Raw genomic sequence first — 23,620 nt, forward strand, 5'->3', positions numbered from 1 at the left:
CCCCCCACATCAATAATGGTTTGCAATGCCACAGTGTTAATCGAGGATACGAAAGCATCGTAGAGAGAAACATTGGTTCCCCGATATCTTTCTTTATTGTTTTTCGGTTGATACCCGTCAACAAAAAATTCTGCATCTAAATAGGTTTTTTCAGGCGAAAATCCCGATGCCATTGCTGCTGCATAGACAAAAGTTTTAAAGGTCGATCCTGGTTGACGTTGTGCTTGAGTAACCCGATTATACTGATTGTCACCAAAGTCTTTACCCCCGATCATTGCTTTAATTGCGCCAGTTTTTGGGTCGAGAGCTACTATGGCTGCTTCCTGAAATTTTTGCCACTCACCGTATTTTTGTAAGCCATAACTGACAGTGGTTTTGGCTGCGGTTTGCCACAGAGGATCGAGAGAAGTTTCCACCACTATTCCTCCTTCAGCCAGGGTTTCTCGATCTACATATTTGGGTAATTCTTTTTCGATGTAGTTAGTAAAGTATTGCCATTTACGTTCTAACCTTTTGGGATGCTTGCGATTGGTGGTTAGAGGTTCATTTTTAGCTATAGTAGCCTCATTTAGAGTGATATAACCCGCAGCTAACATTCTGTCTAATACTGTATTGCGTCGCCGTTTGGCTATTTCGGGGTTACTAAAGGGAGAATAAACGCTAGGTGCAGGGACAACTCCTGCGAGGGTAGCTGCTTCTGATAAAGTTAGCTCCTGGGGAGTCTTTGCAAAATAAACCCAAGCAGCATCAGCGACACCGTAAGAACCAGCACCCAAATAAACTAAGTTTAAGTAGGTTTCTAAAATATCTACTTTACTCAAATTTACCTCTATTGCGCTGGCGATTTTCATCTCTTTGAGTTTGCGCCCAATTCTCCTATCTTGATTAAGATAAGCCATACGAGCTAACTGTTGCGTAATCGTGCTACCGCCTTCTTTAACTCCTTGGGCTTTGACATTGGCGATCGCTGCTCGACTAATTCCGATTAAGTCAATCCCCTTATGTTGATAAAAACGGGAATCTTCACTAGCAACAAATGCTTGATGCAAGATAGGGGGAACTTCGGCTAAATCAATTTTTTCATGGCTAACTTCGCCGATTTCTTTTAAAATGCTGCCATCTGCTGCTTTAATGGTTAAAGTATTTGGTCTAGCATAGCTACTAACATCTGCTACTGAATCAGGAACACTAGCTTCTAACCTCTGCCAAAAACCGATAACAACGATTGTAGTTCCGCCAAAACCCAATAATAAACCTAAGATTAAACCTAGCTTAGAATTTCTCTTTCGATGACGTTTTCTAATTTTGATTTTCCTAGTTGAGGGGGGTAATACCTCATCATGAGAAGATTGAGAATGGGAATTCTTAGTAAATTTCACGCTAGTATTCCTTTACGAAAAGGCGTAAACTTAGGAAAAAGCTTAACACTATTTTTTCTAATTATTGCCGACGTAATCGAGGCTTTATAGTTTCTAGTTATTTGTGTCTATTTTGTAGAGGCGGTCGTAACCACCTAAACCAATTAACCAAGTTATAACAGTTATCCAGTGTAGAATCACAGGAAGCCATACAGAACCACTTTGCCAATAGGCTATGACACAGATGAAACCCAGTAATGCCGTCAGACTAAGAAATGTATAGTTCAAGAAGGTTACATTGGCTTTCGGAAAGAAAGTCAGAGCATTTAGAGGATGATAGACCACAAAAATTAGCAGATCGATCGTTATTACTATCCAGGGTAATTGCTCAAGGTTTTGTGTTGGTTGAGGTAACAAGAAAACCCTAAATACTATTTCTTCTAAGAGTGCTGGTGCGAAAAAAGAAGTCATAATGATTTGGCTGACCTTCAAAGGAGACGTTAGCAGTCTTAAATGGAAGAAATTGCTTTTAAAACCCCAAAACAAAGCAACTAAACCATAAAATAACAGTAAAACAATTCCTAATAACCAATCATTTTTACTGGGAAGAGTACCTAAAACAACAGGCAAACTGGCGATCTTGTTTAAAATTAAATTAGCGATCGCTTTTATCAATTCAATCATCGTTGGTTGAAAAAACACGATACATCACAAAAACGGTAATTGCAATGTAACCAAACACTGCCACCCAATCCAACCAATAACTTAAACCCATTACTACTAATTTAATTAAGAATTTAAAAAGTGCTTGAGAAAATTAAATGCGATCGCATTTTAGTCTGGAATTGCGCGATCTTTAAATAACTTACCAAAAATTCCGATTGATATGGCTAACTATTCACAAGTTGATTTATTTTGATTTTATGTTTTACAGAGACGTGATACATTGCGTCTCTACGTAGTGTTTTGTTTATAATACTAAAAATATATAATATTCTAGTTAACTCAAGAACTTATTGTCTTAGGGCTAACTTCAAAACAAAGTTGCGATCGATAAAAACAAACATTAAATTCCATAAAAAAGTTAACCTGTCCTAAAATTAACGGCACTTCATTATTTTTAGTCCAAGCAAATACAAGTTTTACTGAATCAAAATTCCCTACTATTCCGTCAACTATAATAGCGCGAGCCTCATAGTGAGCCAAATTACCAGTCAAATTTAAAGTCGTTGTTTGATCTTCCCAAATATATCCAAGTTGCGCACCTAATGAATATGGCAAAACGTTAACTGTTGCACCAGTATCTAATAATCCAGAAATTTCAACCGAACTATCTTGATGATTAAGGGAAATTGGCAAATAAGGAAGAAATGCAGCTTCTCCTAAAGTAGTATCAGCACTAATAAATTGATATCTTTCACTATTACTCATCAGTTTGAGATTTAGCTTGGTTTAAAACTTCTAACATGGTATCGGCTGCTTCAAAAGCATCATAAGGCGACCAAATAGGATAAGAAAGATTGTCTTTAATTAATTCTGATTCTTCGTTCGCTAATTCGGATATTAAAACTTGCATGAGATAAAGCTTGTCTTGACGTTCTAGCTTTTGTATTGTTTTGAGTAATTCGGCTGAAACCATTTATTTAATTTTTTTACAATATCTTGTTTGCAGATACGCAATGTACCACGTTTCTACGTATTGTTTTGTTTATGATTTTAAAAGTATACAATATTTATTTTTTTGCGATCATTAGGTGAAAGCTTGTCATCAACGAAAAAAAGCGATCGTAGAAACAAATTATGTGTAGAGTGTGTTCCTTTTTTCTTTTAAGATTATCTGAGACAGAAATGAAGTTAAGGAATGCACCAATTAAAAATTAAGATATCAATTATTTAAAAAGAGAATATTAGTTTCTAGATTATGGTAAAGTGCGTCAATCTAACACATAATCAAACGAGTTATATTTTCATCTTTTTCTACTCTTATTGCCATTGCTTCAGACCACATTTTCCTCTCATCGCTAGCTGAATTTTTAGCCTTCATCCACTTAGGCGCAGAAACCACAAAATCATCTCCGTCAAGACATCGATTGAGCCAACTAATTTCACCCTCTCCTAGACTTGCTGCTATTATAAATTCCCCTGATTCTTCAAAAATTTCAACAAAGTGACAGGAATTATCATAACCATCACCAGCTACTCCAGCAACACAAATAGCATAAGTATCTTTTTCTTCGACTGGAATGTTAAATACAAAAATTTCACTTAAACAGTGTTGAGAAAACCAAGTATGTCTTTCAAAAGCTTCAATTACCGAATTAGGAACACTTTGGTTTATTGATTCAATTAATACCGTGTCAAAATCATAATCGCAATATTCATTACTAATTACTAACTCAAGCCTACCAATTCTCCGATCGACCATAAAGCAATCTATGAATCTACCTTGTTCTCTTAAACACTTAAAAAGACTATTACAAAGACAAATTCCTTCACTAAGAGCAATACGAGTATGTTCGGGTGTTTTGGCTTTCTCTAATGAAAAATTATTATCTAATGTCTTCTGAATGTTTTTTATATAAGTCCTGTTGCGATATCCATTGATACAACGATTTACTGATATAGGAAAAGCATCATAAAAAAGATGGTTTGATAACATCCAATTTTCTAAACATAATTTTGGATTGTCATTAGGTTTACGATCGGGACAAGAGCGATACCTCCTTCCGCCGTGTATAGTTGTGTAAGATGAAAAAGATTTAATAACTTCAAAACGATGACTATTACAGCCATCAGAACAACGGTAAGAATCAGGTACTATATGTTCAAAACCTGGTTGATAAGGAAATGTTGGCATTGTTCTTATTTAACGTCAATTTATCAACTATCTTTATTGTGATTTTTTACAACAATACAATATTTAATCTGAATTCAATTGAAGTGTTTGATATCTTCGCATTGACTTGTAATCATAACCCTCATGAAATTTTATTTTGCCACTTAACTCTAACAAGTCCTTTTTCTTTTTGGTTTTGATCGACTCTTTTAAAGCTAAATGAACCAATTCTTTTTTTGTTCTGACATTGGTTAAGTTAAAAGCCTCTTCCATCAATTTGTCATCAATTTCAATATTAGTTTTCATTTTCCCTTGTGTTTATAAGCTTACAAGCTTACATACTATAAATGTATCTATACTGAATATAGTACAAAAATATCTTACGATACTGTTTTAGTTCTTTATTCCTTTATCCCGATCGCGTTTTAGATAAAATAAGAAGTCTATAGATGTCGTTATAGAAACCTCTACTTATGCCTAAAGCTGCACCAGCAAAGACTGAATACGAAGCCGTGATTGGCTTAGAAACCCATTGTCAATTAAATACTGAAACCAAGATTTTCAGTCGCGAATCAACTAAATTTGATGCGGATAATCCTAATAGCAATATTTCCCCGATTTGCTTGGGTTATCCAGGGGTACTTCCCGTACTAAACGAAAAAGTATTGGAATACGCGGTGAAAGCCTGTTTAGCGATTAACTGTCAGGTTGCACCCTATAGTAAATTTGATCGCAAGCAATATTTCTATCCCGATCTTCCTAAAAATTACCAAATCTCCCAGTTTGATTTACCCATTGGGGAACATGGATGGCTAGAAATTGAAATCGCTGATAAACAGAATGTTGAACCAGTCAAAAAGAAAATCGGTATTACTCGCTTACATATGGAAGAAGATGCGGGTAAACTAAATCATGGGGGAAGCGATCGCCTTGATGGTTCTACTTACTCTCTGGTAGACTTTAATCGCGCAGGTGTACCTTTACTCGAAATTGTTTCTGAACCTGATATCCGTACGGGAAAAGAAGCAGCCGAATACGCCCAAGAGTTACGACGCATTATGCTTTACTTGGGTATTAGTGACGGTAAGATGCAAGAAGGCTCTTTACGCTGTGATGTTAATATTTCTGTGCGTCCTGTAGGTCAAAAAGAATTTGGTACTAAAGTAGAGATCAAGAATATGAACTCTTTTAGTGCTATTCAAAAAGCGATCGATTATGAAATAGAAAGACAAATCGAAGCTATAGAAAACGGCGAACCTATTTATCAAGAAACTCGTCTTTGGCAAGAAGGAAGCCAACGCACTAAGAGTATGCGGATGAAGGAAGGTAGTAGCGACTATCGTTATTTCCCCGAACCCGATTTACCTCCGATTGAAGTAGCCAAAGAACAATTGGAAGGTTGGAAAGCAGAATTACCAGAACTTCCTGTAGCCAAAAGAAAACGCTATCAAGAGGAATTCGGTTTATCTGCTTATGATACTCGTATTTTAACCGACGATCGCTCTTTAGCAGAATATTTTGAAGTTGCGATCTCTGCTGGGGGAGATGCGAAACAGGTTACCAATTGGCTGATTGGGGATATTGCTGCATATCTTAAAAACAACAACCAAACTATTAGCGATATTGCTCTTAAACCTGAAATTCTAGCTGAATTAGTAGGATTAATTGATAAGGGTACAATTAGCGGAAAAATTGCTAAAGAAATCCTTCCCGATCTATTAACTAAAGGTGGTTCTGCTAAAGCTTTAGTTGAGAAAAAAGGCTTGATTCAAATTTCTGATACGGTCGAGTTAGAAAAAATTATTGATGAAGTTATTGCTGCTCATCCTGACGAATTAGCAAAATTCCGTGCAGGTAAAACTAAACTAAGAGGCTTTTTTGTCGGTCAAGTAATGAAGAAAACTGGTGGTAGAGCCGATCCTAAATTGACTAATCAATTATTAGGTAAAAAATTACAAGGCTAATTTTCGGTAGCCTAATTTTCGGTAGTGTGGGCATTGCCCACACTACTACATTAATTTTGCTGTAATTTTTTGATTATGGATATAATAAGGTAAATAAATTGCCAAAGAAGATAAGAGAACTCAAAGCAATTTTACGCAAAGCTGGTTTTATTTGTTTGAAAGATCGAGGAAAAGGTAGCCACACGGTTTGGGAACATCCTAATGTTGAAAAGAATGTAATTTTATCTGGTAAAGATGGGAGAGATGCTCAACGTTATCAAGAAAAAAGAGTAGAAGAAGCAGTGAAAGAGGCTAAAAAAAATGAACAATCTTAAATACAGAATTTTGATTCAGTGGAGTAATGAGGATAATTGTTTTTTAGTTTCTCTACCAGACTTCCAAGAAGAACAACAATGGGTAACTCATGGTGAAACCTACGAAGAAGCATTTCAAAATGCAGTAGAAGTCATGGATATACTTGTAGAAATCTATCAAGAGAAAGGAAAATCTTTACCCACACCTCTAACATTATGTGATTCTGCTGCTTAAATTACAACAAGTAAGGGCGATTCGCGAAGCGGAGGGGCTGTCTCTTGAATTAAACTCAAGAGTTTACATTGTCCTCGAATGGGGATAAGCACCGCCCCCTACAAAAAAACTTTAAATTGTTAAAAATTACCTAAATAATAAAACAGGAATATGGGAACTGCGTAGCATTTGTGCGGTAGTGCTACCAATTACTAAATGACGAATGCGATTATGACCATAAGCACCCATAATTAAAAAGTCAATATCATGATTTTCAACATATTTTTGCATTTTTTCTTCTGGATCGCCAGTTAATAATTGACAAGTGGGTTCAAAATTAGCTGATGTGGCGATTTCTGATGCTGCTTTAAGATGTTTGATTGCTGTTTTTTTGTCTTTAGTGGCAATAGTAATAAGATGTAAATCTAAATCACTAAAAACAGGATATTTTGTTATGTAATCAAGGGCTTTTCGACAGTTTTCTCCACCATCATAAGCCAATAAAACTCTATTTATGGGTTTATATTCTCTGGGAGTAACTAAACAAGGTTTGTGACTAGCTCGGACAATTCTTTCCATATTTACCCCTAAATGTTCGGTGGCAAAATCAGCCGTTTCTCCTCGTTTTCCTAAAACAATTAAATCAGCATTACCTTCAAATTTATGAAATAAATCGACTAAGAAACCAGTTTCATGAGTAAGGATGATTCGATCTACTTCTCTACTAGATAAAAAAGCCTCTGCTTGCTGCAAAATATACTTAGCTCTTTTGTGATTCAACTTAGCGCGATCTCTTTCTATATCGACTAATTTACCTAGTAATTGTTGGTAGGCATCCATACCAATACTACCGCTAAAATCAGGACTTCTAACAGCTTTTTCTTTACGCAGATCGGTTACATATAAAACTTCTATTTCTACATCCATTCGCATGGCAATCCAAGCAGTATACTCATAGCTAACTTGAGAGTATAGTGAGCCATCGGTACATAAGAGAATTTTCATTGATAATAGTTAGTTTCGTCCTATATTTTGCAGATTTTCTTGTTTATCGTGAATTGCTAGTTTATCAATTAGAGTTGCACTAGCCTCATTTAGTCCTACTAAATCCACTTCTGTACCATTGCGACGGAAATTTAAAACTATTTTATCAATAGCTGCGATCGCGGATTGATCCCAGAGATGAGCATTACTTAAATCAATTCTTACTAATTCCACATCTTCCCGAAAGTTAAAGTATTTAAGAAAGTTGTTTATAGAAACAAAGAAAATTTGACCAGCAACACTATAAATACGTTCGTTACCATCAGGACTGAGAACGGTATCTACAAACACGAGATCGGCTAATTTACGTGAGAATAAAATTGCATTTAAAGAAATGCCGACGATTACGCCTAAAGCCAAATTGCTGGTAAAAATTGTAATAAATACTGTGGTTAACATAACAGCAGTTTCACTACGGGGTACGCGCTTAATATTTTTGATAGATGACCAATTAAAAGTACCAATAGATACCATGATCATTACTGCTACTAACGCAGCCATTGGTATAGTAGCTACCCATTTACTTAGTATTAAAAGAAAGAATAATAATAATACTCCTGCACTTAAAGTAGATAAGCGAGTTCTGCCTCCTGATTTAACATTAATTACAGACTGTCCAATCATTGCTGAGCCAGCCATTCCTCCAAAAAATCCTGAAACAAGATTTCCTATTCCTAATGCTTTGACTTCTTGATTTTTATTACTAGAAGTATCAGTTAATTCATCAACTACATTGGCAGTTAAAAAACACTGTAAAACCCCCACAACAGATAAAGCAAAAGCTGTCGGAAAAATAATACTTAAAGTCTCAAAACTAACAGGTACTTCAGGAAGCGCAAATAGAGGTAAAGTTTCTGGTAACTCCCCCATATCCCCTACAGTTGGCACATTAATATTTAAAGTTTGAGCAATCATCGTAATCACCACAATCGCAACCAAAGGAGAAGGTACAACAGTAGTGAAACGTGGCAAGATATAAATAATCGCTAATCCCCCCGCTACCATTGCGTAAACGTGCCAAAAAATGACATCTTCTGGTAGATCGAATAACTGGGGTAATTGTGCCTTAAAAATCAAAATGCCAAGGGCGTTAGCAAAGCCAATAGTGATAGCGCGAGAAATAAATTTTGCTTGATTACCAATTTTAATCAAATTCCAACCTAACTGAAAAATTCCCGCTAAAATAGTCGCTGCTAAAAGATACTGTAAACCGTGGCTACTAACTAAACCAGTCATTAACAAAGCCGTACCACCAGTAGCAGCCGTAATCATAGCAGGACGACCGCCAAGAAAAGAAGTAATTACAGCAATAATAAAAGAGGCGTATAAACCCACTTTAGGGTCAACTCCTGCAATAATAGAAAAGGCGATCGCTTCTGGAATTAAAGCTAAACCAACTACTGCTCCTGCTAAAATATCTGCTTTGATGTTACTAACCCATTCTTCGGGTTTAAATATTTGCTGCAATTACTTCCCTCCTTAATTTTGAACTCGACAACATCAGCATGATTGCTCAACTCCTATCCAGTTTACAAAACTTTATAGTATTTTGTTAATGGTTATTATTTACATTGTTGATTGTTAATTTAGTAATGGAAACCGATATCCAGTTTATTTTTTTTAAACTGTCGCAGATATCAACAAAACTTGTGAATTTGATCGGTAGGCTTTAGGAATGGAAATAGCAACTTTTGGCAATAATAGAAAAGCCTTAAAATTTGGCAGGTAAAAAATTAATTTGCACCAAGTTCATCAAAACTATGACTTTATTAATCACTTGATTTAAGGACTATCATACCAACGCGAAGCAAGCTCACATAAAGGATCGAGTGTTCGGGATAATTCTTGACCACGTTCAGTTAAACCATAAGTAACTTCAGGGGGAATTGTTGCTTTGTAGTCACGATAAACCACGCCCATCGCTTCGAGTTTACGCAATCTTTCTGTTAAAACTTTTGTGGAAATTCCTGCTACTTCTCGTCCTAATTCGCCAAAACGGAGCGAGCCATTATTGTCTAAAATCCACAAAATATACATTGTCCATCTTCCTGAAATTTGATTCAGTAATTTTTCTAGAGAGCTAGATTTAGGCTTCTTGGTAGACATTATTGGGTTTTTAGGTAACTTACTTACTTTATAGTAGCTACTTTACTTTAGTAAGCAATGGTTTTAATGTCGAGATAGAAACGCCAACTTTCTTACAGGTTTAAAAATGACAAGTATTTTACATCTAGATTCTAGTCCGAGGGGAGATCGTTCTCATTCACGTCAGCTAGGGAAAAAATTTGTTGTGGAATGGCAAAAACTTCATCCTGAAGATATTATTACATATCGCGATCTTAGAACATCGCCAATTCCTCACATCACAGAAGAATGGATTGCTGCTAATTACACTCTATTGGAATCTCAAACTCCAGAAATGCTGCAAACTCTTCAGCTTTCTAACGAACTTGTTGATGAGTTTTTAGCTTCAGATCGCTGTATTTTTAGTATACCGATGTATAACTTTAGTATTCCGTCTAGTTTTAAAGCCTACATTGATTATATTGTTAGAGTTAATCGAACTTTTGCCATTAAAGGTGACGAATTTCAGGGATTAGTTAAAAACAAAAAGATTGTCTTCATAACCGCAAGAGGAGACAAATATAGTGCAGGTTCACCCCATGAAGGATGGGATGCTCAAGAGCCTAGTTTACGTTATGCTTTCCAATTTATAGGCGTAACCGATATCCAGTTTATCCATGCTGAAGGATTAGATTTGGGTTCAAAATTAAGAGAGCAAGGACTTTTAGCAGCAAAATCAGAAATTGAAAAATTAGTTGGTAATTGGTAATAGTAATGACTAATATTGAGGTAATTCAAGAGCTTTATCGAACATTTGAAACAAAAGACTATGAAGCATTTAGGCAGATATGCGATCCTAATTTGAAATGGATTCAAAATCAAGGATTTCCTAATGGCTCAATTAGTTATGGTGCAGATGCAGTCATCGATAATGTTTTTAAAGCATTTAATCTTGATTGGGAATCTTGGAGTTTTAAAATCGAAGAATACTTAGATGCTGGTACTTCCGTAATTGTTATTGGATTTTATGAAGGTGTTCATAAAATTAGTGGAAAATCATTTCGCTCTGATGCTGCTCATGTATACGATCTAGTTGATGGTAAAGTAACACTATTTAGACAGTTTGCAGATACTAAAGTTATTTGGGATGCCATTGTTTTTAAGTAAGATGTAAAGAGAAGAAATCGCGACTAAACCCTTGCAAGAACCAAAGATTTCCATTTAGACATAGTAAAGAAACCAAAGCAAATGATTTCTCTATTTTTAAAATACTGATGAAAATTACGAATTTAGATCGTGTTGTTTTAACTGTCACAGATATCAACAAAACTTGTAAATTTTATCAGCAGGTTTTAGGAATGGAAATAATAACTTTCAGCAATAACCGAAAAGCCTTAAAATTTGGCAGGCAAAAAATTAATTTACACCAAGTTAATCGAGAGTTTGAACCTAAAGCCGAGCTTCCTACACCAGGCTCTGCCGATTTTTGTTTAATTACGGTAACCCCTTTAAAACAGGTAATAGAACATTGTCAAAATTGTGGAATTGCGACCGTTTTGGGTATAGTTGAAAGAACTGGAGCAAACGGAAAGATCGAATCTATTTACATTCGCGATCCTGACCAAAACTTAATCGAAATAGCTAATTATTTAGAAGATGAGTAATCAATCTTGGGACTATATTCACGGTTATTCTAATACAGAGCAAGAGCGTTTAATTGAACAAGCAGAATATTGGCGCAATGATTTAATCCTGAGAGATATTAAGTACGGATTAGGGGATAAACTACTAGAAATTGGTTGTGGTGCTGGAGCAGTCTTAGGAATTTTAGGCACAACTTTTCCTGGGTTAAAAATAGCTGGTATTGATTTAGAGGAAAAACAAATTGAATACGCTCATCAACATCTTAATAGTCTTGGTTTAATTAATGCAGATTTAAAAGTAGGTAATGCTAGTCAATTACCCTGGCAAGATAATACTTTTGATCGTATTTACGCTATTTAGTTTTTAGAGCATTTAACTAACCCGTTATCAGTACTGCAAGAAGCCAAAAGAGTTTTAAAACCTGGAGGTACAATTACTCTTACAGAAACCGATTATCGCACTATTTTGGTTACTCCTCACTCAAAGAATTATCAATATTTACAAGATGGTTTGTGTGAGTTGTTATTACAGTCTGGAGGGAATCCCTATATGGGACAATCTTTAGGTAATTTATTAATCTCCGCAGGATTTAAAAATATAGAAAATAAGACTTTGCCATTTCATCATTACAGCAATAAAGATCGACAAAAACTACAGGATTTTATTGCTTATATAGACTCTTGGCTAGCTCCTACAGTACCTCAAATTGTAGCTAAGTTAGATTTAGATAAAACAAGACTGACTAATGGCTTAGAGTGGTTTCGCAGTATTGGAAATAGAGATAATAGTGCAGCAACAGCAGTTATCTATCGAATGTTTGCAACTAAATGAACTTGATTATAAGATTTACGGCGTTGTTCAAAAATGGGCTGTATATTTATCAGTGTGTAGGTAGTTATGCTTACAACTCGATGACGGGCGTGACTTCATCAAAATTACACCCTTAAAGCAAATATTTAGCTATCTTATATCTTATAGAGAAGAAAAAATGTTTTAATAAATTTTTATAGCATGAACCAGCTTAATCTTGAAAAGATTGCTACGCAGTTAGAAAGTGACAATTCTCGCGATCGTTTATTGGCATTAGTTTCTTTAAGGAAGGTTGCGCCAGAAGACGCTGTACCCTTAATCAAAAAGGTGTTATACGATGATATCTTGCCAGTGCGTTCTATGGCGGTATTTGCTTTAGGAGTTAAGCCCACTGAGGAATGTTACCCTATTTTAGTTGACTTATTACAAACCGATGATGATTATGGCATTAGGGCGGATGCTGCTGGCGCATTAGGCTATTTAGAGGATACTAGAGCATTTGAGCCTTTAGTCAGAGCTTTTTATGAAGATGATAGTTGGTTAGTGAGATTTAGTGCTGCGGTGTCTTTAGGTAATTTAAAAGATGAGCGAGCTAAACATTTACTAATGGAGGCTTTAGATCGAGATGAGGTGATTTTACAACAGGCTGCTATTTCTGCTTTGGGAGAGATTAAAGCAATTGAAGCTATAGATAGTATTTTGCGTTTTGCTGACTCTGAAGATTGGTTAATTAGGCAAAGACTAGCAGAAGCTTTGGGTAATTTGAAAAGTGAAAAAAGTATTTCTGCTTTAAATTTTCTGGTCAAAGATAGCCATCCCCAGGTAAAAACCGCAGCAGGAATTTCTTTAGAAAGATTAGAGAAAAGTTAAAGATTGTTCCTGAGAACTAACTATGGAAAGTTTAAGGTTATTCAGTAACACTTGAGATAATTTTATACTGATTTTTATTGAAATTCGGGGCTACTTGTTTCTTCAGTAAACTCATAAACATCTACTAGAACAGAATAGTTAGGATCGTCGCCAGTATTTCTCCATTCTGGAGGTTTTTGTTCGGTAATTTTGATTTCAGAATCAGAAACTTGAAGCTGATAATTTTCAGCAATTTCGGCTCTGTTGCCACTTACAAAACCCCATTGAGTAGCAGATCGACTTTCTAAACCTCCTAAATAACGAGCTTGATCGTCTATAGGAATGTCAAGACGCTCTTGAGTAGGTATTTGGGTTTGGGCGTTTAATTCTTCTATTAACAAACTAAATCCTAGAGTACTAATAGCGGTTAGGTATATTACTGTTGACACTACTTGAAATTGAAATTGAAATTGCACGATCGCTCCTCACATAACTCACTTTGTTTTAATCGTAGAACATGATTCTTTTTGTAAGCTTAATTTTGTATAAAAAAGTAATTTATTGGACTTTCTAGTTAAGTTTATTAGTTAACCTTGATTTAGTTTAATATTAATCTTACTATGAATAGCGATCGCAACTTGTGTCGTAGATTACTGTTTTTTCTGGAAAAGAAAGCTCATCTTGTAACTACGATTAGTGTTTTAGTTATTTTAGGAGTCACCCTACTTCCTTTTGATTTTTCGATTCCTTATAATTTATCTTTTCGCTACATTTTTTCTACTTTTCAACAATCCACTAATCTTAATGACTTTGTGGTTAATATTTTTTTGTTTATTCCTTTCGGCTTGGGATTGGCTGCTTTTCTGAGTCCAAGAGTAAATGCTAAGTATAAAGTCACTACTCTAGTTTTTCTTGTAAGCTTATGTTTGACTTTGACTGTTGAATTATGTCAAATTTTCTTGATTTCTCGTAATTCCACTTTATCAGATGTATTAGCTAATAGCTCTGGAGGATTGCTGGGAGGAATTATTTTTTTCTGGTTTAAAAATTTCAATCAGCAGCTATCTCATAAATTATTATTTTTCAACAAATTTAACGTTCCTTTCATTCGTTTACAGAGTTTAACTATTTTCTGGCTGTTATATTTTTTCTTGATGACTTTTATGCTGCTTACAGTCCAAGATAGTACTAAATTGAGTAATTGGGATCCTAAATTCCATTTGATGATTGGTAACGAAACGTTAGGAGATCGACCTTGGTTGGGAAAAGTTTCCTCTCTTTGCATTACTAAAAATGCTCTCGATCCACAACAAATAAAACAGCTTTTGCCAACTAATAAATTTTGCAAGACATTAACCAACCAACCTGAAAATTTAATCACGGCTTATCTTTTTAACGATTCGCAATTAACCTATTCTGATTTAACCAACAATTTATCTAATTTAGATAATCAAAGAAAATCTCGAACTCCAGCAAGCAATACAGCAATAGAAGTCAATAGTAAACATTGGCTGCAAACTACATCACCTGCAACTAAACTAACTGAAGAAATTCAAAATAGCTCACAATTTACGATCTTTACTAAAATAGCTACCGCTAATTTTCAACAAGAAGGACCAGCCAGAATTGTTTCTCTTTCTTACGATCATCTTTGGCGCAATTTTACCATCTCTCAATGGCGTGATGCATTGATTTTTAGAGTGAGAATGCCCTTAACAGGAACCAATGGTAAAAAACCAGAAATTAGAATTAATAACTTTTTTACTGATACCGAATTTCATCAATTGGCGATCGCCTATAATGGTCTTAGATTAAAATTTTATCTTGATAATGTAAACAATGTAAAAAGCTTATATTTAGGTTCAGAAGCAGCCCTATTTTGGACAGTTTTCTCAACAATTGCCGAGAAAATGCCTCTTAATGTAGATAGTAATCTCTTTTATGTTCTGTTATACTACATAGTGATTTTTGCACCTTTGGGAATTTTTTGGGGACTAATTTTTAAACGATTACGTACCCGCTTGCTGGGTTTATCAATCCTGATTATTACAGGGTTAATTCTGCCTCCGTCGATCGTCGAAGCCATCATAATTAATAGTAGTATTCGCTCTTGGAGTTGGAGCTTTTTAGTCCTAGGAATTACTGTTTTAACGATTAGTTTTCTACTAACCATCGGCAGAAGATTGAAAAACAATGCCAAAATTAGCCCAAAAATTTGATTTTTTCAGCCAAATTTGCACAAAACTTAGATTTTGTATAATACCATCTGAATTTATCAAAGAGATTTCTACAATGGAGGACACTATGAGTATATTACGTCCCTTTCACATTGCATTCCCAGTTCGTGACATCAAAGAAGCACGAGAATTTTATGGAAAGATACTCGGATGTCCCGAAGGTCGTAGTGCAGACGATTGGGTTGATTTCAATCTCTATGGACATCAAATAGTTGCCCATTACAAACCGTCTCTAGATTCTTCTCAAAATACACTACATCAAAATCCCGTTGATGGGCAAGATGTCCCCGTTCCTCACTTTGGTATAGTCTTAACAATGGATGATTGGAAAGCTCTGCGTAATAAGCTCATTGACGCAAATATCAGATTCAAGATTGAACCGTACATCCGATTTGAAGGTGAGGTTGGTGAACAAGCCACAATGTTTTTCCTCGATCCGTCGGGAAATGCTCTCGAATTCAAGGCATTCCAAGACTTATCTCAACTATTTGCCAAGTAAAATATGGCAGTATTATTAGCTTTGTTATTGTCTTGTTTCCGTTGAAGATTTTAGACCAATTTTTTAAAATCTACTTAGTAGTGAAGATAGTTGCATATTGCCATCGTTCTAAAAAGCCATTTATTGCTATTGATGAATTTGTTTTATCTGCCTCAATTTAACCCGAACTCACGTTATATTAACAGACTAAAAATTGAAAATCAAAATCGACTCAGACACAGTTATTTCTGGACGAGATTATATGGTACAACATGGGTGTTCTATATAGATATACGTTGGTTATGGGTCGAAAAATTAATGCTAACTACTCTCAATAAGTTGCCATTTTAACAAAAAGGTTTGAAGGCAATGAAATATATACAGGGCTTGCTTTAGCTAGGTTGTATCCCCTTTAGATGGAAGACTTTAGTCGTAAGGAAATCTACCTAGAGTATCAACTAAAGTTAGATGGTCTTTATGTCTTTAGTTCAGAGTAGATTCAAGACGTTTTTCAGATGTTTGTCTTCTGGGAAATCCATAAGATTAAGTTAGTTCTTAAGAGAATTAGTCAACTCAAACAGTGAAAACATTTTAATCATGAAAACAAAATTCACAAAATCAGTTTTTTTGTTTAGTTTATCTCAAATTTTTTTCATTTCAATATGTTTTTCCAATAATCATGCTGCTGCACAAAAAATTCCCCCTAAAGCGATCAAGCAAACTGGTACAGTTTTACAGACATTGATTCTGGCAGCTCTTGGTGGTGCGGCTCACAAATTTGGCAGTGAAGCAGCATCAAGAATAATAAATAGTCAAGAAAAATATGTTAAGTCTTGGGTAGTACAAGATCCATATGGAAATACGTATGATATATGCCAAAACTTTCAGAACAACCAAGCTATAAGCGATCAATACTACTGCTGATTATCCATGTAGGATGAGTTAGACCATCTCAATCACTAAAAAGGCTTAGACCAAGCTAGGTTGTTACCAACCCAAATCGTCTTCAGAACGCAACATGGGACTTTAACCTCACTGCGTTCTTTTCTTTCCAGGCTCTTTATGAACGTGAGTTCGACGAAGATTCAAAGCCTTATTCTTTTGTAAACTAAAACAATCATTATTTCGTAGAAAGGCTAAAACTTTATGTTGTTGTTGAACTGACGTATTTTCAAGAGGTAGAAAATTTACAAATAGTAGCGGGGGATTAGCGTTCGCTCCTACTACTGATACCAAATCCGAATTACATAACCAGTTTATATATGAAACTGTTAAACCCGCTCTGAGACGTATCATGATACGTCTCTACACTGAATATTTATTGGGGGTTTTACTAAACGGATTTGGTATGACTCCAATTTCAATTCCTTTTTAACAACTCACTTGCAAATTCCAAAGCTTCTTGTTTATTACTCACCTTACCTTCAATATGAGCAATTTTAATCTCAGTTAAAAGATATCCAATAATCGGGGAAGGCTGAAGCTGTAACTCTTGAAGTAAATCATTACCTGTGAGTAACTGTTGAGGATGAACTACCAAATCATTTTTATCCAGATAACGCTCAATTAAAGGAATCAAAATAGCCGAATCTACTCCCACTGTCATCGCCCTAGTAGCTAGGATGGGAAAAACCTTTTTGGCTTCTAAGAAAAAGAAATATTGCTCCCGTAAACTTAGAGGAGAAGTCAAAGTTTGCAAGTATAATAGATGCTTGACTGTAGCCGTTACCGCTTTAATATGCGATCGCGAATACTTTAATTTTTCTAACTCAGATTCGGCAATTTCGGGCTTTTGAGTAACTAGAGTAGCTAGTTTGGCTAAATATAACCATTTGGGACAGTTTTCCCCAAAATTATGCCACTTATTAACCAAATACTTGGCACTAATAGCTACCGATTCAATTTCAGCAAACTTCTCTCGATCTACCGTAGGAAACCAAGGTGTTACCAAACCATCTTCCCAAGCGTACTGTAACCACTTATTACCTAAATCGTGAGCCAAAATATAGTTAAACTCGGACTGTACTCGCTCGGCTGCTATTCTGGTAATTAAAGGCGCAAGCAGACGAATTTGCTCTCTAGTATCATTATCAATCTGGAAGCCTAACTGGGCAGCTTGACGGTAAGCTCTTAATAATCTGAGAGGATCGTCTTTGAGGTTTTCTGGGGATACCATGCGAATAATACCCCGTTGTAAATCTTGAATACCCCCTAAAGGATCGATCGCTTGTTGTTGACAAAAATTATAAGCGATCGCATTTATGGTAAAATCTCTACGACGTAAATCTTTATCTAAAGTAGCCCCTTCTTGTAGCGCAAAATCTAGCGTCCCCTGGGGAAACACCACCCTAGCAATCTGTCTCGCTTCATCTAGCACTACGAACCCAGCGCGATGATAGTTAGCAATCTGTTGTGCTGTTTCTACTGACTTTTCGGGAACAACAAAGTCTAAATCAACATAAGCTCCTTTTCTTCCTAACAAAGCATCTCTAACTGCTCCTCCCACTAGATAAGCAGATGTGGGCAATAAATCTAGATCGCAAGGAAGATCGGGAAATGAAAGTGATAAACTGGCTGTTCTGAGAGTCATTCAAAAAATAAATTAAGCAAACGTTTAAATATATCCTAGTCTGAGCTAAATTAACAAGTATTAGGATTAAAAGCACACAGGGAGAAGAATCTTATGTGTATTTGCGTCAACTGCTACTTTGTAGATCGCTGTCAGACTTACCATGCAGTAGAGGGACAACACCAACAACTCCACTTAACGGAAAATCCAGACTTTGAAGCTAAAGAGCCTACTATTAATGTTAATATCCGCACCCATGATGATGAAATCGAAATGGAATGGGATGTTGTAGGTTGTCAAAGCTTCCTCAGAGAGACGGGTAAATGGGCAAAATTACGCCCAGGAGAGGCTGTTCCTACATGAAGTTCATCCAGAATGAAGTATAGACAGGGTAAGGCAATTTTTATCAAGGGTAGGTTTTTAACAAAAAATCTACTCTAATTAATGTAGAGAATTATTATTTCGCGTCTGTAGAGGAGTCACCGAGTCAGAAAATCATAATTAGGTGATGAGATAATTGACATGATTGAATGCTTTGATTCAACGCCTGGAAAACCATAGGCAACGCACCCTTGGCTTCATAATATTATTCGGGTTTTAGTAAGCTTTTGGTTATCGGTAGCGATAACAATGATAAATGTTGCTAATTAGATGTCGCAAATTTTTTTAATTTTTTCTTAAGTTTCTAATTGTAAAAAGGGGTTGACTTATGCGATCGCTAATGGTAGTCTATTTTTAATTCTTCATAATGGGAGTATTTGCATCTATTGATAAGCGTCACCATTCCCATTATAAAAAAAAATTTATCAAAAAATCAGAAAAACTGCAAGACTCTCTAGGAAAAAATTTTGCGTTTCGCCTATTTATTTGATTTTAAAAAATAATTTTTATTGCCATAATAATTATAATCTTTTGAGTTAGTAAAGATACATCCTTGTTAGTACTGATTTAATAAATATCTAATCAAAGCAGCCGAGTGAATAGTGGATAATTGTATTGGATAAAGCCAGACAAAAGACTAGAAGAGTAACTTTTGAGTATAACTGACATCATCCAACCTACACACATCAATAATCAGCAACCAGCAACTAACGAATAATAACTAATGACTGACTAATCACATTCTTTCTAAAACAGGAATACCCAATAAAGATAAACCTAGTTTCAAAGTTCTTGCAGTTACATCAGAGAGAATCAAACGGGAAGTTCTTTGAGGCTCTTCTGCTTTTAAAATATCACAACGGTCATAAAACTGATTAAACTTTTGACTTAATTCAAATAAATACTGACATAGACGATTAGGTAACAAATCTTGTTCCACTTCTTTAATTACATCTGTTAGTTGTAAGAGGTGTTTAGCTAAAGTTAATTCTGATTCTTCTGCTAAGACAATATTCTCTGAACTTAACTGAGAATAATCAATATTCCCTTTACGACTCACACCTTGGGGACGTACATAAGCATATAGTAAATAGGGTGCGGTGTTTCCTTTAAGAGATAGCATTTTGTCGTAACTAAACTTATAGTCACTTGTACGATTTTGACTGAGATCGGCGTATTTAACCGCACTAATCCCGACTACTTGAGCAGCATTTTGAATAAACTCTTCTGTTTCGGTTCTTTTTTCTTCTTCAAGTCTATTTTCAAGATCTTTACGAGCTTGTTTCACAGCATCATCTAATAAATCTTTCAACTTAAAAGTTTCACCAGAACGAGTTTTAATTCTTTTACCATCTTCTCCCAACACTAAACCAAAAGGAACATGAACCACTTTTACACTTTCAGGTAAGATGTTAGCTTTTTTCGCTACTTGAAAAACTGCTGCAAAGTGATTAGCTTGTCCTGCATCGGTAACATAAATAATTTTGTTTGCATGGTCTTCTTTGACACGATAATTAATCGCAGCTAAATCGGTAGTAGCGTAATTAAAACCACCATCTGATTTTTGCACAATTAAAGGCAAAGGTTCACCATCTTTATTAGTAAAGCCTTCAAGAAAAACACACTTTGCACCAGCATCTTTTTCTAATAGTTCCTGTTTGTCTAATTCTCGAACAATATTTTCGAGAAAAGGATTATAAAAAGATTCGCCTCTTTCAGTTAATTCAATATCTAATAAGTCATAAATTGCTTGAAATTCACGACGAGACTGCTCGCATAATAGCTTCCAAGTATGACGGCTATCGGTTGCACCCTCTTGTAATTTAACGACTTCGTTTCTTGCAGTATCTTGAAACTCGGCATCTTCATCAAAACGGACTTTTGCTTTTTTATAAAGAGTTACCAAATCTCCAATATCTAACGCATCAGCAGTAGTTAAAGCTTCAGGATAAACTTCTCTAAGATACGCGATTAACATCCCAAATTGTGTCCCCCAATCACCTACATGATTGAGACGCAACACATCATAACCACAAAATTCTAAAACACGGGCAATACTATCACCAATAATAGTAGAACGTAGATGTCCCACGTGCATTTCTTTAGCGATATTGGGACTAGAAAAATCGACAATAACTTTTTTGATTGGCTCTACTTGTTCAATACCCAAACGATCGCTTTGTTGCACTTCTCCTAGTAAACTAGCAAGGTAGGAAGGTTTGATGGTGAAATTAATAAAACCAGGCCCCGCAATTTGAGGCGTTTCTGATATACTATCTATCTGTAGATGTGCGATTATTTTTTCTGCGATCGCTCTTGGTGACATTTTGAGCTTTTTCGATAAAGATAGAGCTACATTGGCTTGATAATCACCAAATTTTGGATTGTTGGTAGCAGCTACTAAAGGATCGGTATCTGCCAATTCATCCCCAAAAGCAGCCACTAAAGCTTCACTGACAGCAGCTTGTAATGTTAAGAGCAAAGATTTCATAATTGCAAATATATAAGCTTATTAATATTAAATACATAGGTAACTAATTTAACATTAATTGCCTTGTTAAGTAGGGTCGGCACGAAAAAGTTATTTGTTGGAGGAAGTTAATGGGTAATAGGTAATAGCCTACAATGATTGAATATAGTTAATATAAGTTAACTAGCTCTTAAATCAACTTTGTTCGATAAAAATGGCTTCTTTTTCTGCGAGACTTCCTCTCTTCAAAGGCGTAAATAGATATTCCCAACAAAATAAAGCATAACCATAGTTAGAATTTTCTACCACGGATATTTGATTTTTAATTTCTGTTAATGATTTTTTAGTGTAAAGATCTCCTGTATAGATACCCACTGCAACAGGAACATATTGCTGTGCTGTATTTAATCCTGCGTTAATCAAGCTATCAGTAACTTGTTGAGTTGTAGGACGATAAACTTGTACGACTACTTCATCTACTAACCTTTGTTTTACCCAAGCCAACCAATCTTGAGAATATTTATTATAGGCGAAGTTATAAGGATTGGGAGAAAGAGAAATGATTAAATCTGGTCTAGTTTTTTTAATAGCTGAAAAAACTTTTTGAGTTAACTGATTCATCGCATCAACTTTATTACCAAAAACTTGCGGAATTCCCCAATGATCGTCTAATTGAATACCATATAAATCGGGGTAATTATTGGCGACTTCCAAAAATAAATTAGTAAAATATTCAGCTACTTCGGGATTATTAGGATCGAGCCAAACATGTTTTTCAATAAATGTCTGACCATCAGCAGTGGCTAATAACCAATCAGGATGTTCTTTTGCCAATTTATCATCAGGAAACATCATCATGCCGTGTTCATACCAGGCATAAATTTTTAAGTTTTGGCTTTTTCCTGCTTCAATTGCTGCTTTTAAAGGATCGGTAAAGGGAAGAGATCTTTTATAATTTCTAGGAGCATATTGACTGGGATAGATTACTCCTCCGTTATAGACATCGACATAAACTCGATTAAAATTTAAACGAGATAATTGATGAAAAGCATTATCTAGTAAGGTGACATAACTCAGAAACGATGTTCCGATATGAGTCATCCACACACCTTGTATTTGATTATTGCTTTGTGATGTTTGATAACGTGGAAGAGGAATCAGAAGTTTAACTAAGATAATAGTCAAGGTTATTAAAAAAACACGTCTAATAAGTTTAAGTATTTTCTTGAAACCCATTTTTTTTCTAGTAATCCTAAATTATTTACAGTAGTAATATGAGATACAAAAAATAACTTACAAACATGATTTTTAGCTCGGCGGACAATCGTTATCCAAATAGCATATTTGTATTAAGAATTTAAGTATTTCAGATAAAATTATCTCAAGACGCAAAATATCACGTCTCCACTAAAATAGGATTAATAAAAAGTTTTTATGCTCCTACAGAATTGAAGATACTTCTTGCAGAAGCCATATTAAAAGAAAAAAAGAGTGTAATTCAGATTATACAGTGTTGAAATTAATTCAATATTTTCTTTAGCAAATCGTCTTTGTCTAGTTTTGGGTAAATTTTATAAAGCAGTTAATTCAAACTTCATTTAGAAGTCATTTTGCCTGACTCTCGTTGCTTCAACCCCAAAAAGACATCCCGTGAGTCTCCTTCAAAAGAACTATGCTTAAAGGGTATTGATTGAGGCTTAAATCCTACTTCAGTAACGAATCTTTGCCAATCATTTTTACTGAATAAGCCAAATACATGACGCTCTTCGACACAACGAACCAATTTATCCCTCTCGCGCATTACATAAACCATAACAGAGATATAGGTATTCTCATTGGGTTCTCGATCCCATGTCCATTCCAGATACCGAAGGCTACGATTGTTGAGATCGCAACCACCATGAGTCGTACCAGGCTGGAAGCTTTCCAACGTGTGGTCTGGTGCGAATAGAGCAACACCACCAGGTTTACAATGAGAGTATGCTGTAGCGATTGCACTGCGAAGATCTGAGGCACTTTGCATATAGTCTATTGCGTCATGAATAAAAACGGCATCATACTGACGATTTAGTCGAACCGTTCGCATATCTCCTTCAATATGCTCGCATTCTGGATTCAATTCCCGACTGATTGCCAGCATCTCAGGAGAAATGTCTACCAATGTCATCTCGAAATGCTGCTTTAAGTGAGAGGCGTTGTTTCCTCCTCCAGAACCTAGTTCTAGTAGTGTTAGGGGATTCAGTTCGCAGGCTGAGATAATTGCTTGGCGGTAGAACTCTGCTTCTTCAGCATAGTCTTCTGGAGAAGAAAGAATATACCACCAATCGGCTAACTCCGTATACAGTTTTGGAAGGGTTTCCATGCCTCAAATCAAGCTCGAATTGTCCAATATGACTTGAATCCATATTA

General features: G+C 35.5%; 26 protein-coding genes and 1 pseudogene. 13 read left to right on the plus strand and 14 right to left on the minus strand.

Annotation, left to right across the window (positions count from 1 at the left end):
• From H1P_RS11560 to H1P_RS11585, 6 genes are all read right to left on the minus strand, one after another.
• A partial coding sequence (locus H1P_RS11560) for a transglycosylase domain-containing protein (RefSeq protein ID WP_186375939.1) occupies positions 1–1,379 on the minus strand: 1,379 nt, incomplete at its 3' end.
• A gap of 93 nt (positions 1,380–1,472) precedes the next feature.
• Entirely contained in the window at positions 1,473–2,042 is a 570-nt protein-coding gene (locus tag H1P_RS11565; protein WP_144867274.1) for a CPBP family glutamic-type intramembrane protease, read from the minus strand.
• Between the two features lie 321 nt (positions 2,043–2,363).
• Positions 2,364–2,789, minus strand: a complete 426-nt coding sequence (locus tag H1P_RS11570; protein WP_144867275.1) for a pepsin/retropepsin-like aspartic protease family protein — start codon at positions 2,787–2,789, stop codon at positions 2,364–2,366.
• The gene (locus tag H1P_RS11575; protein WP_144867276.1) at positions 2,782–2,997 is read right to left on the minus strand and encodes a hypothetical protein; all 216 of its coding nucleotides are present in this window, start codon (positions 2,995–2,997) and stop codon (positions 2,782–2,784) included. Before H1P_RS11575 ends, H1P_RS11570 begins: the two co-directional genes overlap by 8 nt.
• A 300-nt stretch (positions 2,998–3,297) precedes the next feature.
• Positions 3,298–4,215, minus strand: a complete 918-nt coding sequence (locus tag H1P_RS11580) for a hypothetical protein (RefSeq protein ID WP_144867277.1) — start codon at positions 4,213–4,215, stop codon at positions 3,298–3,300.
• A gap of 63 nt (positions 4,216–4,278) precedes the next feature.
• Complete coding sequence (locus H1P_RS11585) at positions 4,279–4,500, minus strand: type II toxin-antitoxin system VapB family antitoxin (protein WP_144867278.1); 222 nt, start codon at positions 4,498–4,500, stop codon at positions 4,279–4,281.
• A gap of 167 nt (positions 4,501–4,667) precedes the next feature.
• Between H1P_RS11585 and gatB the strand changes: the two genes are divergently transcribed.
• The 3 genes from gatB (at position 4,668) to H1P_RS11600 (ending at position 6,686) form a co-directional block, all read left to right on the plus strand.
• The gene (gene gatB, locus H1P_RS11590) at positions 4,668–6,158 is read left to right on the plus strand and encodes an Asp-tRNA(Asn)/Glu-tRNA(Gln) amidotransferase subunit GatB (RefSeq protein ID WP_144867279.1); all 1,491 of its coding nucleotides are present in this window, start codon (positions 4,668–4,670) and stop codon (positions 6,156–6,158) included.
• A 98-nt stretch (positions 6,159–6,256) separates the two neighbouring features.
• Entirely contained in the window at positions 6,257–6,472 is a 216-nt protein-coding gene (locus H1P_RS11595) for a type II toxin-antitoxin system HicA family toxin (protein ID WP_144867280.1), read from the plus strand.
• The gene (locus tag H1P_RS11600; RefSeq protein WP_144867281.1) at positions 6,459–6,686 is read left to right on the plus strand and encodes a type II toxin-antitoxin system HicB family antitoxin; all 228 of its coding nucleotides are present in this window, start codon (positions 6,459–6,461) and stop codon (positions 6,684–6,686) included. The genes H1P_RS11595 and H1P_RS11600 overlap by 14 nt, the downstream gene beginning before the upstream one ends.
• A gap of 126 nt (positions 6,687–6,812) precedes the next feature.
• Here the strand turns inward: H1P_RS11600 and H1P_RS11605 are convergent, their stop codons facing one another.
• The 3 genes from H1P_RS11605 to H1P_RS11615 form a co-directional block, all read right to left on the minus strand.
• Positions 6,813–7,670, minus strand: a complete 858-nt coding sequence (locus H1P_RS11605; RefSeq protein ID WP_144867282.1) for a universal stress protein — start codon at positions 7,668–7,670, stop codon at positions 6,813–6,815.
• A 9-nt stretch (positions 7,671–7,679) separates the two neighbouring features.
• Positions 7,680–9,176 carry a SulP family inorganic anion transporter gene (locus H1P_RS11610; protein ID WP_144867283.1) on the minus strand — a complete coding sequence of 499 codons (1,497 nt, stop codon included), beginning with the start codon at positions 9,174–9,176 and terminating at the stop codon, positions 7,680–7,682.
• A gap of 315 nt (positions 9,177–9,491) precedes the next feature.
• On the minus strand, positions 9,492–9,815 hold the full coding sequence (locus H1P_RS11615) for a winged helix-turn-helix transcriptional regulator (protein ID WP_144867284.1): 324 nt from the start codon (positions 9,813–9,815) through the stop codon (positions 9,492–9,494).
• Between the two features lie 106 nt (positions 9,816–9,921).
• On the opposite strand from H1P_RS11615, the gene H1P_RS11620 reads away from it, so the two are divergent.
• From H1P_RS11620 to H1P_RS11640, 6 genes and pseudogenes are all read left to right on the plus strand, one after another.
• Positions 9,922–10,542, plus strand: a complete 621-nt coding sequence (locus tag H1P_RS11620; RefSeq protein WP_144867285.1) for an FMN-dependent NADH-azoreductase — start codon at positions 9,922–9,924, stop codon at positions 10,540–10,542.
• A 5-nt stretch (positions 10,543–10,547) separates the two neighbouring features.
• On the plus strand, positions 10,548–10,940 hold the full coding sequence (locus tag H1P_RS11625; protein WP_144867286.1) for a nuclear transport factor 2 family protein: 393 nt from the start codon (positions 10,548–10,550) through the stop codon (positions 10,938–10,940).
• Between the two features lie 107 nt (positions 10,941–11,047).
• Positions 11,048–11,437, plus strand: a complete 390-nt coding sequence (locus H1P_RS11630) for a VOC family protein (protein ID WP_144867287.1) — start codon at positions 11,048–11,050, stop codon at positions 11,435–11,437.
• A pseudogene (locus H1P_RS38190) lies at positions 11,430–11,840 on the plus strand (class I SAM-dependent methyltransferase); the annotation flags it as partial. The gene H1P_RS11630 and the pseudogene H1P_RS38190, both read left to right, overlap by 8 nt.
• Before the next feature lie 42 nt (positions 11,841–11,882).
• The gene (locus H1P_RS38195; protein WP_246141629.1) at positions 11,883–12,248 is read left to right on the plus strand and encodes a hypothetical protein; all 366 of its coding nucleotides are present in this window, start codon (positions 11,883–11,885) and stop codon (positions 12,246–12,248) included.
• A 180-nt stretch (positions 12,249–12,428) separates the two neighbouring features.
• Positions 12,429–13,097 carry a HEAT repeat domain-containing protein gene (locus tag H1P_RS11640; protein WP_144867288.1) on the plus strand — a complete coding sequence of 223 codons (669 nt, stop codon included), beginning with the start codon at positions 12,429–12,431 and terminating at the stop codon, positions 13,095–13,097.
• A 74-nt stretch (positions 13,098–13,171) separates the two neighbouring features.
• On the opposite strand, the gene H1P_RS11645 is transcribed toward H1P_RS11640, so the two are convergent.
• The gene (locus H1P_RS11645) at positions 13,172–13,525 is read right to left on the minus strand and encodes a hypothetical protein (protein ID WP_144867289.1); all 354 of its coding nucleotides are present in this window, start codon (positions 13,523–13,525) and stop codon (positions 13,172–13,174) included.
• 171 nt (positions 13,526–13,696) lie between these two features.
• On the opposite strand from H1P_RS11645, the gene H1P_RS11650 reads away from it, so the two are divergent.
• The 3 genes from H1P_RS11650 (at position 13,697) to H1P_RS11660 (ending at position 16,715) form a co-directional block, all read left to right on the plus strand.
• Positions 13,697–15,295 (plus strand): VanZ family protein, encoded by a 1,599-nt coding sequence (locus H1P_RS11650; RefSeq protein WP_144867290.1) that lies wholly within the window; start codon positions 13,697–13,699, stop codon positions 15,293–15,295.
• 130 nt (positions 15,296–15,425) lie between these two features.
• Positions 15,426–15,812: a VOC family protein gene (locus H1P_RS11655; protein ID WP_425461530.1), complete on the plus strand. Its 387-nt coding sequence runs from the start codon at positions 15,426–15,428 to the stop codon at positions 15,810–15,812.
• Between the two features lie 576 nt (positions 15,813–16,388).
• Complete coding sequence (locus H1P_RS11660; RefSeq protein WP_144867292.1) at positions 16,389–16,715, plus strand: hypothetical protein; 327 nt, start codon at positions 16,389–16,391, stop codon at positions 16,713–16,715.
• Between the two features lie 436 nt (positions 16,716–17,151).
• Here the strand turns inward: H1P_RS11660 and H1P_RS11665 are convergent, their stop codons facing one another.
• Positions 17,152–18,381, minus strand: coding sequence for a tRNA nucleotidyltransferase/poly(A) polymerase-related protein (locus tag H1P_RS11665; RefSeq protein ID WP_144867293.1), 1,230 nt, complete (start codon positions 18,379–18,381; stop codon positions 17,152–17,154).
• A gap of 93 nt (positions 18,382–18,474) precedes the next feature.
• Here H1P_RS11665 and H1P_RS11670 point away from each other — a divergent pair, with 93 nt between their 5' ends.
• Positions 18,475–18,723, plus strand: a complete 249-nt coding sequence (locus tag H1P_RS11670) for a Ycf34 family protein (protein WP_144867294.1) — start codon at positions 18,475–18,477, stop codon at positions 18,721–18,723.
• Positions 18,724–19,477: 754 nt separating this feature from the next.
• Here the strand turns inward: H1P_RS11670 and argS are convergent.
• The 3 genes from argS to H1P_RS11685 all read right to left on the minus strand — a co-directional run bounded on the left by argS (position 19,478) and on the right by H1P_RS11685 (position 23,573).
• Entirely contained in the window at positions 19,478–21,232 is a 1,755-nt protein-coding gene (gene argS / locus H1P_RS11675) for an arginine--tRNA ligase (protein WP_144867295.1), read from the minus strand.
• A 174-nt stretch (positions 21,233–21,406) separates the two neighbouring features.
• Positions 21,407–22,396 carry a glycoside hydrolase family 10-like protein gene (locus H1P_RS11680; protein WP_246141630.1) on the minus strand — a complete coding sequence of 330 codons (990 nt, stop codon included), beginning with the start codon at positions 22,394–22,396 and terminating at the stop codon, positions 21,407–21,409.
• Between the two features lie 409 nt (positions 22,397–22,805).
• Positions 22,806–23,573, minus strand: a complete 768-nt coding sequence (locus H1P_RS11685; RefSeq protein WP_144867296.1) for a class I SAM-dependent methyltransferase — start codon at positions 23,571–23,573, stop codon at positions 22,806–22,808.
• Positions 23,574–23,620 lie beyond the last annotated feature (47 nt).

This window comes from Hyella patelloides LEGE 07179 (genome assembly GCF_900659865.1).
Lineage (GTDB): Bacteria > Cyanobacteriota > Cyanobacteriia > Cyanobacteriales > Xenococcaceae > Hyella > Hyella patelloides.